The organism is Gorillibacterium timonense, from assembly GCF_001457415.1.
Classification (GTDB): Bacteria; Bacillota; Bacilli; order Paenibacillales; family NBRC-103111; genus Gorillibacterium; species Gorillibacterium timonense.
Genome location: NZ_LN881724.1, coordinates 359,562 through 374,912 on the forward strand (window position 1 = coordinate 359,562; position 15,351 = coordinate 374,912).

The 15,351-nt window shown below is 53.6% G+C and carries 18 protein-coding genes and 1 pseudogene; 14 read left to right on the forward strand and 5 right to left on the reverse strand.

Annotation, left to right across the window (positions count from 1 at the left end; genetic code table 11):
• Positions 1-42: 42 nt before the first annotated feature.
• The 3 genes from BN2684_RS14325 (at position 43) to BN2684_RS14335 (ending at position 3,877) form a co-directional block, all read left to right on the forward strand.
• On the forward strand, positions 43-702 hold the full coding sequence (locus BN2684_RS14325) for a Bax inhibitor-1/YccA family protein (RefSeq protein ID WP_234340244.1): 660 nt from the start codon (positions 43-45) through the stop codon (positions 700-702).
• Positions 703-812: 110 nt separating this feature from the next.
• The gene (locus tag BN2684_RS14330) at positions 813-1,613 is read left to right on the forward strand and encodes a M15 family metallopeptidase (protein ID WP_058302855.1); all 801 of its coding nucleotides are present in this window, start codon (positions 813-815) and stop codon (positions 1,611-1,613) included.
• Positions 1,614-1,912: 299 nt separating this feature from the next.
• Entirely contained in the window at positions 1,913-3,877 is a 1,965-nt protein-coding gene (locus BN2684_RS14335; protein WP_148449975.1) for a hypothetical protein, read from the forward strand.
• A 219-nt stretch (positions 3,878-4,096) separates the two neighbouring features.
• Here the strand turns inward: BN2684_RS14335 and BN2684_RS24740 are convergent, their stop codons facing one another.
• Entirely contained in the window at positions 4,097-4,885 is a 789-nt protein-coding gene (locus tag BN2684_RS24740) for a hypothetical protein (RefSeq protein ID WP_187385774.1), read from the reverse strand.
• 212 nt (positions 4,886-5,097) lie between these two features.
• Here BN2684_RS24740 and BN2684_RS14345 point away from each other — a divergent pair, with 212 nt between their 5' ends.
• From BN2684_RS14345 to rlmD, 4 genes are all read left to right on the forward strand, one after another.
• Complete coding sequence (locus tag BN2684_RS14345; protein ID WP_058302858.1) at positions 5,098-5,388, forward strand: YerC/YecD family TrpR-related protein; 291 nt, start codon at positions 5,098-5,100, stop codon at positions 5,386-5,388.
• Between the two features lie 11 nt (positions 5,389-5,399).
• Positions 5,400-6,266, forward strand: coding sequence for a sirohydrochlorin chelatase (locus tag BN2684_RS14350; protein WP_058302859.1), 867 nt, complete (start codon positions 5,400-5,402; stop codon positions 6,264-6,266).
• Between the two features lie 380 nt (positions 6,267-6,646).
• The gene (locus tag BN2684_RS14355; protein ID WP_058302860.1) at positions 6,647-7,609 is read left to right on the forward strand and encodes a diacylglycerol kinase; all 963 of its coding nucleotides are present in this window, start codon (positions 6,647-6,649) and stop codon (positions 7,607-7,609) included.
• Positions 7,610-7,860: 251 nt separating this feature from the next.
• Positions 7,861-9,366, forward strand: coding sequence for a 23S rRNA (uracil(1939)-C(5))-methyltransferase RlmD (gene rlmD, locus BN2684_RS14360; protein ID WP_058302861.1), 1,506 nt, complete (start codon positions 7,861-7,863; stop codon positions 9,364-9,366).
• Positions 9,367-9,513: 147 nt separating this feature from the next.
• Here the strand turns inward: rlmD and BN2684_RS14365 are convergent, their stop codons facing one another.
• The 4 genes and pseudogenes from BN2684_RS14365 to BN2684_RS25390 all read right to left on the reverse strand — a co-directional run.
• Positions 9,514-10,755 (reverse strand): site-specific integrase, encoded by a 1,242-nt coding sequence (locus BN2684_RS14365; RefSeq protein ID WP_058302862.1) that lies wholly within the window; start codon positions 10,753-10,755, stop codon positions 9,514-9,516.
• 16 nt (positions 10,756-10,771) lie between these two features.
• Positions 10,772-11,032, reverse strand: coding sequence for a group-specific protein (locus tag BN2684_RS14370; protein ID WP_058302863.1), 261 nt, complete (start codon positions 11,030-11,032; stop codon positions 10,772-10,774).
• Positions 11,029-11,370, reverse strand: a complete 342-nt coding sequence (locus BN2684_RS25010; RefSeq protein WP_058302864.1) for a hypothetical protein — start codon at positions 11,368-11,370, stop codon at positions 11,029-11,031. The genes BN2684_RS14370 and BN2684_RS25010 overlap by 4 nt, the downstream gene beginning before the upstream one ends.
• Positions 11,371-11,382: 12 nt before the next feature.
• Positions 11,383-11,562: pseudogene (locus BN2684_RS25390) on the reverse strand (helix-turn-helix domain-containing protein); the annotation flags it as partial.
• A gap of 81 nt (positions 11,563-11,643) precedes the next feature.
• On the opposite strand from BN2684_RS25390, the gene BN2684_RS14380 reads away from it, so the two are divergent.
• From BN2684_RS14380 to BN2684_RS14410, 7 genes are all read left to right on the forward strand, one after another.
• Positions 11,644-11,853, forward strand: coding sequence for a helix-turn-helix transcriptional regulator (locus tag BN2684_RS14380; RefSeq protein ID WP_234340245.1), 210 nt, complete (start codon positions 11,644-11,646; stop codon positions 11,851-11,853).
• A 77-nt stretch (positions 11,854-11,930) separates the two neighbouring features.
• Entirely contained in the window at positions 11,931-12,254 is a 324-nt protein-coding gene (locus tag BN2684_RS24305) for a hypothetical protein (protein ID WP_108722220.1), read from the forward strand.
• Positions 12,255-12,323: 69 nt separating this feature from the next.
• Positions 12,324-12,515, forward strand: a complete 192-nt coding sequence (locus BN2684_RS14390) for a hypothetical protein (protein ID WP_058302865.1) — start codon at positions 12,324-12,326, stop codon at positions 12,513-12,515.
• Positions 12,516-12,533: 18 nt separating this feature from the next.
• Complete coding sequence (locus tag BN2684_RS14395; RefSeq protein ID WP_058302866.1) at positions 12,534-12,815, forward strand: helix-turn-helix domain-containing protein; 282 nt, start codon at positions 12,534-12,536, stop codon at positions 12,813-12,815.
• 193 nt (positions 12,816-13,008) lie between these two features.
• Positions 13,009-13,647 carry a helix-turn-helix domain-containing protein gene (locus BN2684_RS14400; RefSeq protein WP_058302867.1) on the forward strand — a complete coding sequence of 213 codons (639 nt, stop codon included), beginning with the start codon at positions 13,009-13,011 and terminating at the stop codon, positions 13,645-13,647.
• 24 nt (positions 13,648-13,671) lie between these two features.
• Positions 13,672-14,646, forward strand: a complete 975-nt coding sequence (locus BN2684_RS14405; protein WP_159065806.1) for a replication protein — start codon at positions 13,672-13,674, stop codon at positions 14,644-14,646.
• Positions 14,633-15,325, forward strand: coding sequence for a DnaA ATPase domain-containing protein (locus BN2684_RS14410; protein ID WP_108722221.1), 693 nt, complete (start codon positions 14,633-14,635; stop codon positions 15,323-15,325). The genes BN2684_RS14405 and BN2684_RS14410 overlap by 14 nt, the downstream gene beginning before the upstream one ends.
• Positions 15,326-15,351: the final 26 nt, after the last annotated feature.

Here is a 15,351-nt window from a genome sequence, read left to right on the forward strand (position 1 = left end):
AGCCTTGTATTTCCAAATCAAGCGGAAAAGGTGGGAATTTGATTGGATTTCGAACAACAGCAAACAATCGGCCTGGAGAGGGACTATAATTCTTCCTTCCACAAGCTCCTTAAGATGTTTACCCTCACGATTCTGGTGTCCTTCGTCGGCACGCTGGCAGGGATGTTCATTCCTCCGGCTATGTTCCTTCCGCTCGTCGTCGTGGAATTCGTGATGATCATCTCCGCCTTTTTCATTCGGCGCAGCAAGAAAGCCATCGGGTATCCTTTCGTGTTCTCCTTCGCGTTTATCAGCGGCATTACGCTGTACCCGACGGTCGCGTATTATTCCAATCAGGGCGGTTTCTCGCTCGTCAACACGGCGTTCCTGATCACGGCAGCTATGTTTGCTGGACTGACGGCATACGCCTACTATTCCAAACGGGACTTCAGCTTCCTCGGCGGCTTTCTGGTCATGGGCCTCATCACCCTGATCGGCTTCAGCGTCATCGGCCTCTTCACGGGCGGCTTCGGCGGCACCTTGGGCCTTGGGATCGCTATCGGCGGTACGCTGATTTTCTCCGGCTACATCCTGTATGACATCTCGCATTACAAGCACGGATTGGAGAACGAAATGATTCCCTTCGCCGTGCTGAACCTGTACCTTGACTTCATCAACCTGTTTCTCTATGTGCTCCGTCTGCTCGGTCTCTCCCGAGATTAAGCCTAACGGCGCCACCACAAAATCGGATTCGAAATGGTTCTTTACCGACCGTCCGGTCTCCGGGCGGTCTTTCGTCTTTCAACACGCCTGATCAAAGGAGATCACTGCTCATGAAACCCAGTACCACCTGGAAAAAGCGGCTTATCGCCGCCCTGCTTCTCTCGCTCTCGCTGGTCGTCCTGCTCTCCGGCTGCCGCAAGGAGTCGGCTCCTTCTACAAGCGGCGAACCAACTGCCTCTTCCGCCGTTTCTGGCACGGATGGAGCGAGCTCACCGTCCCCGGATGCGCAAAGCCCTTCGCCCGAAGCGCATGAAGTGGACACGGATCCCACCAGCGTGACGGTACTTGTCAACAAGCAGTACGCTCTGCCGGACAACTATAACCCGGAGGATCTCGTCTACCCGGATGTTCCTTTCCTCTTTAAGGAGAAGATTGAAAAGCGGATGATGCGCAAGGAAGCTGCCGCCGCTCTGGAGAAGCTGTTCGCCGCCGCCAAGGAGGATGGAATCTACCTCGCGGGAGTGTCGGCTTACCGTTCGCATGCCACCCAGACGGCTCTGTTCAATCGGTATGTCGCGAAGGATGGTGAGGAAAAAGCCAAAACCTACAGCGCGGTGCCGGGCCACAGCGAGCATGAGACGGGACTCGCGATCGATGTCTCGGGCAGCGATGGGAAGTTTGCGGCTGAACCTTCCTTTGCCGGTACGCCAGAGGCAGAATGGCTGGCAGCCCATGCCGCGGACTATGGGTACATCATCCGCTATCCTGAGGGCAAGGATGCCATCACGGGCTACACGTATGAGCCTTGGCACATCCGCTATGTCGGAGAAGCCATTGCCAAGGATATCGCGTCTAAGGGCAGTACGCTGGAAGAGTACTACGGTGCAGTTCCGGCATCCTCTCAGCAGTAAGCAGCTCAAAGCCTCTTGATAGGAGCGGTGCCTGCTCCACGATGCAGCCTCCGCTTATCGATTCAGTATTGTCACGTGAATAACCAGAAGACATTCGCCGTACGGTTCCCTTTTTTCTGTCTTTCAGAATCAGAGGGTTTTGGAGCTAGCCTTCTCTCGTTCTTCCTTAAGCAGCCGCGTAAGCGGCTGTTTTTGCATAAACATCTCGACTGATTGTGCAACCAAAAGTTTCCAAAGATCGTCATTACCTACAAGAGAGGTAATTAGCGAGGCGATCCGTGGAAAAGGACGGTTGAACGATGCGAAAAGGCAAACGAACAAGGAAGCTTCATTCCCTGCTGCTCGGGATTGGATTGGCGGCACTTCTGCTCGGCACTCTGGGTGGCTGTGAATGGCCGGGGGGCGCGGCAGGGGAGAGCGAATGGCTAACCCCCGCCGAATCCGACCAACCCCATAGCGGGATTCCCACATCTGGCACACCGACCCACACAGGCTCACTACAGACGGAAGGTGCGCAGCCCGCTGGAGCGAATACATCAGCAAGTCCGGCACCTTCGGATGGTAATTCCACCCCACCAGCAACCGCAGACAAATCTGCCCTGAGCCTCAGGGACGCAGTAACGGAGTTCTACATGGGTCAACTGGACGATAGCGGTTCCCAGGAATTGATCAGCTATGCGGAAGGCGACCTGCCCTCGGCTGCTCGAACCTATTCCCTTCAGAAGGATCAGGCTTACGGCTTTATCACCTTCAAGTCGATTCCGGAGGAAGATCGCAATCGGCTTGTCGCATCCCTAAAGGCAGAAGGAGCAACCCTCTCGGTCAAAGTGGAAAATCCCGAATTGAGTATGCTTCGATACGAATGGAGGCTTACGGACGCGAGCTTTCCGGTGAAGCTGATGTTTGCCGATCTTCCCCCGATCACACTTGTCAAAAGCGAGCCTTTGGAGATGAAGGCGGACGGTCTCGCGCTGCTGCGCAGCCGATTCATTCTGTCTGTGATTCCGCTCGCGGAGGGTCAGACGGAGGCGGTGGTCACCTTTTCCGAGCCGATTCGAACGGAAGAGGTGAAGCTGGAAGGTCCTGCGGACTGGCTGGATCGGCAGCGGCTGAAGATCACGACAGACCCGACGGAGACGAAGACGACAGTAAACCTGAGATACGTCTATAGTGAATCCGGTAAAGCGTTGAGCGGAATGGAATACCAGGAAATCGATGTCTTGCGGGCGGCGGTATCCAAATGGTATGAGGAAGGCTCCGGCCCGGTGATCTCGTGGAGTGCGCTGGACGGGTATTATGACTATATTTCCCCATCTCCGGACGGCTCCTCTTATGTTGGCCTTCTGAAGTTTTATGATCCGGATGGCGATGCCCACTATACCGGCTACAGCTTGGTTCTGGAGCAAAAAGGCCGTGCTCCGCGCGTCCTGAAAGACCTCCTCTTTCTCGATCTGATGGATTATTCTCCGGTAGCCTGGATCGATAACAGCCATTTTTTCCTCACCTACAACGATGCTGTTGAACGGCTGGATACCGGGATATCATCGGGTGGCGAACCGCGGTCCCAGGTCGTGTTTTCCAAGCCAACGGACGGATGGATCAGCGGCTCCGCTTATGACCGGGCAAAGGATCGGCTCTATGTCACGGAGACCCGCTACGATTCGAAGACCTATGGGGAGTATCTCTATCCGGTCGATATGCAAGTATTCTCCGAGAGAGGGACGAAGCAGATCGCGGATAAGAAGGAATATCTCGTCACGTATGACCTGCACAAATATCATCCGATGACCGCTCTTCCTCTGTTCCGAAGGAATGCCACCTATTGGCGCGGGACGGTGAAGGGAAATGCGGTGACTTGGCTGGAGCAGTCGGGCGGGAGCCGAAGTGAAGTTCCGTTGAGCCGGTGGATCACCGGTGACGAGCAGGGCGTATACTTGGAAAAGATTGAAGTGAGCGAGTTGGGCAATACGGGGACGGGTGTTTATCAGTATTGGGAGCCAAACGGGAAAGGGAGCAAGCAAACGGATGCGAATGGGAGCCCCCTTGGAAAAATTCGAAACTTGCCTGCGCCGCCAACTGGGTATTATCCTCGGCCCTTCGGGAGCAAGCTGATTGCACGCACCTGGACGGAAGGCAAGCCGCCCTATGTGCTCTTCGACAAAGCATCCTGGAAGTGGGTCCCGCTCCCGGAAAGCATGAAGAACAGCTTCGTTCCGGTCCAATACGAGACCAGGTACTACCGGGCTCCGGTGCGGACATCTTGATTCGATAGCGGCTATGCAGCAAAGCAGGAATTCTGTAGAGTAAACTGTGCGAACTCTGTCGGCAGCAAAAACACTCCGTTAAGTAAACTGCACGCCCCTGTCGGCTTTTCCACAAGCATTCCATTACCAAACACACGCTGCTTCCGACCTAGCCACAACCATTCCGTTAAGCAAACCGCGCGTATCCTGAAGGCTTCGGGTACGCGCGGTTTCGTTCCGTTATCGTTTGGTTTTGCGTTTGGTCCCGCTCCGCTTTCTTCCGCCGGTGCGACTGCCTCCACCCGTCCGCTTGCGTACGGTGCCGCCTTTGCGGCGCTTCTTCCTCCTGCGCTTCACCGGCGCTAGGCCGTCTCCGTCGCTGTCTTTGACGGAAGCCTTCCCGCCGAGGCTGGAGAACAGCTTGAACATCGGCGCAATCTGCTGCATGGTTCCGGCGATCTTCTGCATCTTGGTTATGGTACCGATGATTCCGTCGATGCCGCCCATCTGCTGGATGAAGCCACCGATTCCGCCTGCCGATAGTCCGCCGGCACCCGCTCCACCTGCGCCAGCGGCGGCACCGCCGCTTCCACCGCCGAACAGGTTGGCGAGGAAGCCACCGCCACCTCCTCCGGCAGCAGGTGCAGCGGCAGGCGCGCCGCCGAAGCCAAAGCCTCCCCCGCCCGGCAGCGCAGGCGGCCCGCTTACGCCGAATCCTCCGCCCGGTAGGGCAGGCAGCCCGCTAGCGCCGAAGCCGGCGCCGGAAGCGGGAGCACCGCCTGCACCGATACCAGGGGCCATCGACGGAAAGCCTAAGCCGCCCATGCCTCCGCCGGGGAAGCCACCGACAGGGAAGCCGCCGCCTGCGGCAGGGCCTTGCCAGAAGCCGGTCGTTGCGGGGACATTGACTCCAGCTCTGACCGGACCGGCCGTAGGTGCTGTGGGGTAAGAGGACGGAACAGGCCGGGAGCCCGCAGCGCGCACTCCCGGGTGTTGCCGGGAATAACCCGGATGTTGTATAGTCATCATGAAGTCACAACCCTTTTCCTTTTATGGGTGTTTTGTATATAATCTATGAGGTAGGCATTTGTTTCGTATGGACGAATGCCCCGTTTTATCCGCTTTTGTGGAGTTTAACGCAGTAACGCTTAAAAATTTTACAGGCCAAAACAAGAACAAGCAGGAATTTTCCTTTTTACTATCGAATGTTAACGTTATCGCACGATGAAGGAGACCGCACTATGCAGCTCAAAAAACTCAACGACAAATCCATTGATCAGCTATTCGAGGCCGTTCTTACCCTAAAAGACATAGAAGAATGCTACACGTTCTTCGATGATCTATGCACGGTCAATGAAATTCAATCCCTCGCCCAGCGTCTGGAAGTCGCCCGGATGCTCCGCAAGGGCAATACCTATAATCAGATCGAAGCCGAAACCGGCGCCAGCACTGCAACCATCTCCCGAGTGAAACGCTGCCTGAACTATGGCAACGACGGGTACAAAATGGCCCTGGAACGGCTCGACCGCTAAGCGGAGACGTTATGCAAACCTTCGGTGTACTCATTATCAGCCACGGGTCCAGCGATCCCGAGTGGGTCCGGCTCGTCGATGTTGCAGCAGCCGGGGTTCCTTTTCCCAAAGGAACGCCGGTTTCTTGCTGTTTTCTTGAACAGGTGGAAGGCCGCTTGATTCCGAATGGCATTCGCGAGCTGGAGGATGCGGGAGTGACGGACATTCTGGTCATTCCGCTGTTTCTCTCGTCGGGCAGCAGCCATGTGGAAGAGATCGCGGAGTCGCTCGGGGCGAGCTTTCTCCCCCCTTACTTGGAGGAGGATGAGGAGGAACCAGCGCCTGTTTCATCCCGGCTTCGCTCAGACAAACAAAAGCTTCCGCCGATTCCCCACCGGGCGCGTATTCATTTTGGCAAACCGATGGAAGACGAAGCTACCGTTGCCCAAATCATCTATGCTAAAATAGAGGAGCAAAAGACAGACCCCGAGAACGAGGCACTGCTTCTCGTCAGTCACGGCAGCTCGGTGCCCCGACTGGAACGCCGCTATCGCCGAACCATCCGGCTGCTCGCCGCCAAGGTGCAGGCCATGGCCGGTTACGGGGAAGCGAAGACGGCTCTCCTCCTGCCGGATCAGAACGAGGTGCGCAGCAAGCTGGATCGCCTCTTCTCCAAGAATCCGAGCCGGACGGTCCGCGTAGTTCCGGTTTTTTTGAGCGAAGGGGTCTTCACCCGGACGGTGATTCCCGCACGGCTCTCCGAGAGCTACGGCCTATACGCTTATGCTCAATGCGCGTTGCTGCCGAACCCGCTGATCTCGACCTGGCTGTTCGAGCAGTATACGGAGCTTTTGGAGCAAGCAAGGGCTGCGGACTCGCGGCAAAGAATGGAATCATAAGAAGCAACCCCACAAGCATTGAAGCATCTGCGCCAGCATAGAACAACCATACTAACATAGAGAAGCTGCATGAACATTGAAGCAAACACAAGGGTTGAGGCATGCTCCAGACGGATGGGCTGCATAGGAGCCGCAGTGAGGGTTGAAGCATGCTCCTGACGAATGGGCAGCATTGAAGCAACTACAAGGGTTGAAGCATGCTCCCTACGGATGGTCCGCATTGTAGCAACCATAATGGGTGGCGCGAGCTCGCAACGGATGGATCGCATGGGCTTGACCACCGTCTGTTGCGCTGTATATGACATGGATTTTTACGATCAGTGTAAACGCGATCAATCAAGCGGGCGAAAACGGGACAAACTGGGTATAGGGTGGTTGGAATGGGAAAACGGGCAAGGTTAATTTACAATCCCACGTCAGGCAGGGAGGAGATGAGGCGCAGGCTGCCGGACATTCTTCACCGGCTGGAGCAGGGCGGGCTGGAGACCTCCACCCACGCTACGAAGGGGGAGGGTGATGCGGTGCTGGCGGCTCAAGAAGCGGTTCGCCGCGGATTCGATGTCGTAATCGCCGCCGGTGGCGACGGAACGTTGAACGAAGTCATCAACGGGCTTGCAGAGCAGCCGCACCGTCCTCAGCTCGGAATCCTGCCGCTTGGGACGACCAACGATTTTGCCAGAGCGATGGGTATTCCCCGCAACTACGAAGCCGCATGCGACCTCATCCTCCGGAAGAATACGATTCCGATCGATATCGGGAAGGTGAACCAGAAGTATTTTATCAACATTGCGGGCGGCGGTTCGCTCACGGAGCTCACCTACGAGGTTCCGAGCCGACTGAAGACCCTGCTCGGGCAGCTTGCGTATTATGTGAAGGGGCTGGAAAAGCTCCCCTCGCTGAAGCCGATCAAGGTTAATCTCGAGACTGATGACGGAGTGCTGCAGGAAGAGATCATGCTGTTCCTCGCGGCCAACAGCAACTCGGTAGGCGGCTTCGAGAAGCTGGCCCCCGATGCAAGCCTGAACGACGGCAAGCTCGACCTGATCCTGCTGCGCAAATGCAACCTGGCGGAGTTCATCCGCATCGTCACCGCCGCCATGCGCGGCGATCACATGAACGACCCGAACATCCGGTACATTCGGACGTCCAAGATTAACGTCACATCCTCCGATTACGTCCAACTCAACCTGGACGGCGAATACGGGGGCACGCTGCCATGCGAGATATCGGTACTGCCATCCCATCTGGAGATCTTCGCGGATGAATCCGGCCAGTTCACCTACAAAACGGGCAGCCGTCATCATGCCATCCCACCCCGTCTGCTGGAGGAGCTGGAGGAGTAGGGCAGAAGCGGATGTTCATCGGATGCGATTGGATTTAGATTATGGAAATCGATCTGATTCAATATAGTATTATCGCTATCTGAAATTCTTTGAAGGTATCTGCGCAGTTCGGTATCTCCTAATTCTTATGGAATGATCGGGTATTCGTCCTAAGGACGTCTCTTATTTGATAAGTAATCGGAATTCGATAAATGATCCGGGGGCGGTTGGCCGCTCCCGTTTTCTCTTTTTAACGAGGAGTGTGGAACGGCATGAGCAAAAAATCAAGGCCCACCAAAGGGAAGGATTCCGCGAGGAAACATAGAGAGCAACCCTCATCCGTACGAGATGAGCGGGAATATCCGGTTGCGAAGAATGAAGAGTATGAAGCGGAGATCATCGGCTTGACGCATGATGGCGAAGGTGTGGGGCGGGTCAATGGGTTCACTCTCTTTGTGGCAGGCGCGCTGCCGGGTGAACGGGCTAGGGTAAAGGTCTTGAAGGTGAAAAAGCAATATGGCTACGCCAAATTGCTGAACGTGCTGGAAGCGAGCCCCGACCGGATTGCAGCGCCTTGCCCGATCTTCGACCAATGCGGCGGCTGCCAGCTTCAGCATCTCAGCTATGAAGCACAGCTGCGCCATAAGCGGCAGATCGTCGTGGATGCGCTGGAGAGAATCGGCAAGCTCCCGGTGGCGGGAGTGGGAGCGGATGATACGTCCGCTGCTGGCGCCATCCCCGTTCATCCGGTGATCGGCATGCCGAATCCGTGGAACTATCGCAACAAAGCTCAGGTTCCATTGGGGGAAGTGGAAGGCGGCCTGGTCGGCGGCTTCTACGCCCAAGGCAGCCACAGGATCATTGACATGGATGCCTGCATGATCCAGCATGAGGCGAACGACGATGTCATTAGCAAGGTCAAGGAGATCGCCAGCAGTCTGGGGATCAGCGCGTACAAGGAGGAAACCGGGGAAGGACTGCTTCGCCATGTGGTGGCGAAGATCGGGTTCCGTACAGGTGAGATCATGGTTGTCCTGGTCGTGAACGGAGACAAGCTTCCTCAGCAGGAAGCCTTTGTCGATTCGATTCGTGAGGCCATTCCCGGCGTGAAGAGCATTTGCATGAACCGCAACACCCGTCAGACTAACGTTATCTTTGGCGATCGGACGGATGTGCTCTGGGGCAGTGAGACGATCTACGACTATATCGGCGACATCAAGTTCGCGATATCGGCTCGATCGTTCTATCAGGTCAACCCCGTGCAGACGGAGGTGCTCTATCGCACCGCCCTCGATTATGCCGCGCTGACCGGCGGCGAGACCGTCATCGATGCCTACTGCGGCATCGGGACGATCTCACTCTTCCTCGCACAGCATGCGGGCCGCGTCTACGGCGTCGAGATCGTCGCCGAAGCCATCGCCGACGCCCGCCGCAACGCGGCGCTAAACGGCCTTGCTAACGTCGACTTCGCCGTCGGCAAGGCCGAAGAGATCATCCCGACGTGGCGTGCCGACGGCATCACGCCGGACGTCATCGTCGTCGACCCACCCCGCAAGGGCTGCGAGCCGGAGCTGCTCGACACGATGCTCGCCATGCGGCCGGAGCGCATCGTGTACGTGTCCTGCAATCCCGCGACCTTGGCACGGGATTTGCGAGTGCTAGTGGATGGGGGCTACAGAGTAGAAGAAGTCACGCCAGTAGATATGTTTCCACATACGGTACATGTGGAGTCGGTCACTCAGCTAGTTAAAAATGAAACAGGTCGCGGAAATGCTTGATGTGTAAGGTGTTTTTCGGAGTATCACAGGGTTGGCGAAGTGTGTAATACAGGGCCTATTCGGGCCTGTTGATGTGAATTTGATGTGAAAATCCCAAATAATGAGCCGCAAATAAAGAATATTCGACATAAAGGAAGACGCCCGGAGTTATTCAGCCGAGCGTCTTTTATCGTTCCGTTCTTTCTTCGGAGCAAACAGGGATTCAAATTTGTCCGCCGCTGCCTGGTCTGCAGAGCGGAGAGCATGGCCGTAGATGTTCATGGTCGTGGTGATGTTGCCGTGGCCAAGCCGTTCGGAGATGATCTTAGCATGAACGCCCTGGTTGATGAGTAGCGTTGCGGAGGTATGACGCAGATCGTGGAAGCGGATGTACCGGAAGCCGTTCTTCTGGATGAAGTGCCGGAACCAGAGATAAGGTCGCTCTTGATGGAAGGGAGTGCCGTCAGGGTGAGAGAAGACGAAGTTCCATTCGCGTCCTTCTCGATCCCGCCCATTCCAACCGGCTCCAATGGTATCACGCTCTTTTACTCGGTAAGCATAGTACTCGCGGAGCTCCTCCAGCACGGAAGCGGGCAAGGCAACCTTCCGCCGGGAATTCTTGGTCTTGGGTTCTTTGACGATGATCTCGCCCTTGAGAGCTTGTACAAGTGACTGGCAGACGTCGATTGTTCCGGCTTTCCAGTCCACATGCTTCCATTCCAGCCCAAGCAGTTCGCCTCGGCGCAGGCCCGTTGTAAGCGCCAACGTGATCATCATCCGCCAGTGGTAGAGCTCCCGCTGCAGGGCTGTGAGGAGCTGCCGAACCTCTTGCTCGTCATAGGGCAGGATATCCTTGCTGGTCACCTTGGGCTTCTGGACGGATCCCGCAGGATTCGTCTTGATGACGCGCCACTCGACCGCCCGGGAGAAGATATTCTTGAGGATGCGGTGATTCATCTGGATTGTCCCCGAAGCCAGCCCGCCGCTCTTCCGATCACCGCGGCCGCCGTCCTGCCCAAGCTTCTCCAGGAAGTCCACGATGTGTAGCGGCTTGATGTCCTCCAGTTTCATGTGGCCGAAGGTGGGCAAGATCCGTTTCTTCAGATGAGACTCATAGGCGATCCGCGTTTTATGCTCCAGTTGCTTCACAGAGTATTTGCTTCGCCATTCCTCCACGAAGGCTGCGAATGTCATCTTCTGCGGCGCAATGAACTCTCCGGCCAGCACTTCCTCCCGAAACTTGGCATATTCCATGTCCAGGTGATCCTGCAGCCGCTTCTTCGTCTTGAGTAGCGCCTCGTCAGTTATGGTGATCGTCTTTGTTCGCCGACCGTATTTGCCGTTCGCCTGAACGCCGGTGTAAACAGTGAAGAACCAGCTATTCGGACTGCGTTGCTGGATATTTGCCATTTTATCACCCTCTCGATTAGTGTTCCTTTAACCATCTTTCCAAGAATTCGCGGGCTTCTCGGGCGGGAAAGTACCACTTCCCCCCGATCTTATGTTTTTGAAAATCAGGGTGAAAGAAAAATGTGCTTTGAATAGTGCCCCAACTCATGCAGGTCAGTTTCGATAATTGCTTAGAATCCCAAAATACATAGTCTGAGTCTAGCTGCTTTAATATGTCGGAGATTTTCTCTTTAACAAACTCATTTACTTGATGTTGGTCTATATGAATTTCAATCATTTGTCGGTTTCCTTATCATGATCAGGAAATAGAGCAGTAAGGACATTCAGTGCTATCTGGCGTTCCTCATAAGAAAGCTCATGACTGGAGAAATAAACCTTTTCCCTTCGTTGTAGAAGAAATTGCAAGTCGAAAAAACGTCTGGCGAGTTCATCTGGAGTTAATGCAATTGTTACCTTTGCTCCGTTTTTGTCGGTTATTTGTTCGTGTGCAAGCTCTTCAAACACATTTTTTACTACAGGGCTGTTACTTCGATTGGGACGGCCAAAGAATGCATCTACATCTTCTTGGGTTGTATTGCTCCAATATCCGGCCTTGACCATTAAATCGGAATACATGACGCCTAGCGCCGGAGCGAGTTTTTTTAGAATATCGGGGGAAGGGATTATTTCGTTTCCAGAACGTGGATCTTTGCCCTTCTCGATGCTGCTTAAATAAGTATTGCTAACACCTGAAAGGCGTTCAATTTCCCGCAGACTACGTTTTCCTCTAATTTCTCGGATATATTGACCAATATCGGTAATGATAATTACCCCCTATGAATTAATTGGCAATCATGGTTGACATTTATGATAACATGCTATATTATGATTAGCAAGGAGGTGCTACTCGTGGTTAGCAACAATTTAAGATTGGTAAGAAAAGAAATCGGCATGTCCATATCAGAGCTTGCTCGTCGAGCGAATTCAAGTAGACAAACCATTACCAACATTGAATTGCGTGGTCAGGTTCCAAATGGATTATTAATGATCGCCATCTGCGATGTATTGAAAAAACAGCCCAAGGAAATTTTTTTTGATTCTAATGCAAACCATGGTTAGCAACTAGATATGATGACTTAGTTTGAAACCATCACACCGTGGTCACTAGTGGCAACAAGCAAAAGGAGGAAAGAGCAATGACCGATTTGGAGTATACGGCCGCCCAGCGGCGGCATGAGCTGGCAGTCAAGTTTTTCCCTGCAGGACTGATGCCGGATCAAATCAAACTGCTGGATGAAGTAGAGCAGCTTCTGATCCGCGCCTATCAAGCCGGCGAGAGTCAAGCTGTTGAAGTGCAGACCTGGAGCAATCAATCCGCATTTGGCTATGCGATTCTGGCTGCTGAGCGGACCGGACAAGCCCCGGCACAGATTCAGCAATTGGTGAAAGCCCTGCATACTATCTTTGATCGCGTTTCGCTGGAAGAGGCTGCAGCGCACTATCGGCGGTCACCTTATTAAGTATCAACTGAATCCAGATTTGGATTGTGCCCAGATGTGGGCATGCAGAAAAAAAAGGGGGGCGGCGACATGAAAGAAAAGCAGCCGAATCAAGTCGATTGGCTCACTATCGAAGAATTGTCCGAGGCAAAGCTTCGGCTGGTGAAAGTTGTGAGTGGAATGTCGCTTGATCCTGAGTATACGACTCAGGAAGCGGTGGCGGGGATTCTGGAAGCAATATTCTTCATCGACCAAACCGTTTCAGCAAACTTGAAAATGTGAGAGGGGAAGTGGATTAGTATGACACCTATCGAGCAATCCGTTATTAGCAATGCGGGGAAAGTGCTCCCGTTCAGAGGGCAGGGAGTGGTGCCCGGCCAAGAAGCTGGCGAAGCATCTGCACCTCGGCGGCTGATTGATGTAAAGCAAGCTGCGGAGATGATCGGTTGCGACCGCTCTACGGTCTATCAGATGGTCAGGGAGAAGCAGATCCCCGCAACGAAGATCCGCAGCCGGATTTTCTTTCACCCGGACAAGCTGGACGCTTGGCTCCGGGCCGGCGGCACTGCTGGCACAATTTAAACGATAAGGAGAGTGAACGGCTTGGTCACAACCGGTAGGGAATGGTTCTCGCTCAGTTTGGCTCAGCGCTTACATAGGCTCTCGACAGTCTGCAGGAAAGGAAAAAGGTCTTAATCGGCACCACCCGATCAAGACCCGCTTACGTAATTTCGTTACGGCAATCATACCATCCATCTTAGAGAGGAGCAATACCATGACTACGAATCATTTCGAATACCCCGCCCAGTCGATCGCTTTTATGTTTATCCCGTTCGTGATGAACGGTAAGGCTGGTAAGGTGTTTTCAAAGGTAATGGAGGATGCACGTTCTGCCGTTGGGAAATACGATGACCTCACTGAAGCCGAGCGAGAGCATGTAATGAATGTCACGGTGGGTAGGTTGATGCAGGGTCTTTCCATCGCATACAAAACCACTTTCACTTGCTGTGGGGCTCATGTTGAAGCTCGTGGTATCCACAACAAGAATACCGGTATTTATAGTCTGTTGGTAAGGTGCAATAACTGCGGAAATTATGTTCGACTGAGTGAAACGGGCTCTATGGAAAAATGTGAACGGCATGAAATGAGAATGAAGGAAGTTACCCTTAGATCGGCTAGACAATTGGCAGGGCTGAGTGAGTCAGAAGCAGCGAAGGCTCTTAGAGTGACGATCAAGCAACTTAGAAAATGGGAACGACATCCCGATAAAATGAGGTATTCAACGGCGCTTCGATTCCGGAAGCTTTATGGGAGACCTTTTGCAGGCATACGCTTCTGCTGGTTGCATAAGGAGAAGCGAGGAACTGGGTTTTCCCCACTTGTGGGGAAAGACGGCATTGCCGTAACCGCATAGGAAGAATGAAGGCGGGTGAGGAGGGTGGCGAGCTCTCGGCATAGAGGCGGTTTCATTGGCATTGCCAACCAGGTTTGGGACGAGGTTCTCCGTCGGGACTTTAGTAAGCGGCAAAAGGATATTCTTATGTTCCTTTGGCGCCTTTCATACGGCTGCAATCAAGAAGTGGCAATCGTGCCCTTGCTCAAGGATTTTTCATTTTGTGGCGTAGGTAAGACGAATATCACCAGTGAGCTCGCTTACTTAGAGCAGTGCAAGGTTATCCAATGGGATCGAGAGAATAATCAATTTCGATTCGAAAGCAACTTTGAAATATGGGAACTAATTCAGGTAAGGAAATGGGATGATGACCGGTTTAGTGAATTAATTCATCTGAACTTGAAGAACTCCAAACAGACGCCGGCTAAAGTTATTGAATTGATAACCGATCACCACAACCCTGAGTTATCAAAACAAGAACCAAAGCAGGAAGGCGAAGTTATTAAAACAATAACCGAAACCGAAAAACGGTTATTAAAACAAGAACCGATGGTTATTGAAACAAGAACCGAGACAACCGGTTTCCCCAGTCAGGACGCGGCTTCCGAGCCTCTTAAAGACATATTAAAGACAGTAAAGATTAAAGACATAAATATATGCTCATCTGCATTCGCAGAATTCTGGAATATCTACCCCCGAAAAATAGGCAAACAAGATGCTCTCAAAACCTTTCAAAAGCGAGTCAAAGAGGGAGAAGATCCGCAGGCGATCATCCAGTGTGCCAAGCACTATCGAGAAGAGTGTGAAAGACTCAGGACAGAGCCTCAGTACGTCAAGCACGCCAAGACGTTCCTGAATGGCGAACGCTATAAAGACTACCTCGAAGGAGGGATAACCAGTGAAAAAGGTAAAGGATTTCGGAGCATGGCTGCTGGAAGCGAAGGAGAGAGCGAGTACGCATTCCTCGACCGCACGGATCCGTGCAGCCGAATCACCCGCTCAGGCGATGGAGTCTTTTGAATGCAACATATGCCAGGACGAGGGTGGAATGGTCGCTCTCGGTGAAGACGGAACGGAATACTGGAGGAGTTGCGAGTGCGCGGAGCGGAAACGGATCAAGCGGCTCATGCAATTCAGCCAGATAACGGAGGAGTTCCAGAAGAAGATGTTCGGGAACTTCAACCTGGAGGGAAGGCCGCCGCTTGTTGCTCAGGCCTTCGAGGTTGCTCGCTCCTACGTCTTGGACTTCCAGAAAGCCAGATGCACCCCGCAGAACAGCATAGCGCTTCTGGGCCGTCCTGGATGCGGTAAGACGCACCTCCTCATGGCCGTGTCGAACAATCTGCTTTCGAGAGGTATCGAGGTTCTCTACTTCCCTTGGGTGGAAGGCTTCAACGGGATCAAGGACGATTTGTCGAAGATGGAAGAGAAGGTTCATCGGTTGCGGGAATGCGAGGTTCTTTACATCGACGATATGTTCAAGGGCAGGGGGAAACCGACTGACTTCCAGCTTGAGCAGCTATTCGGCATTGTGAATCATCGGTACCTGGAGAAGAAGCCGCTCCTGATCAGCTCGGAGAAGACGATTGCTCAAATCTGTGAAATCGATGAGGGGATCGGCAGCCGCATCAACGAGATGTGCAGAGATTATCGTGTCACCCTCTCAGGCGGGATCGAGCTTAATTACCGGCTGAAATGATAGGTCCAAATTTGGACCGACGCCGA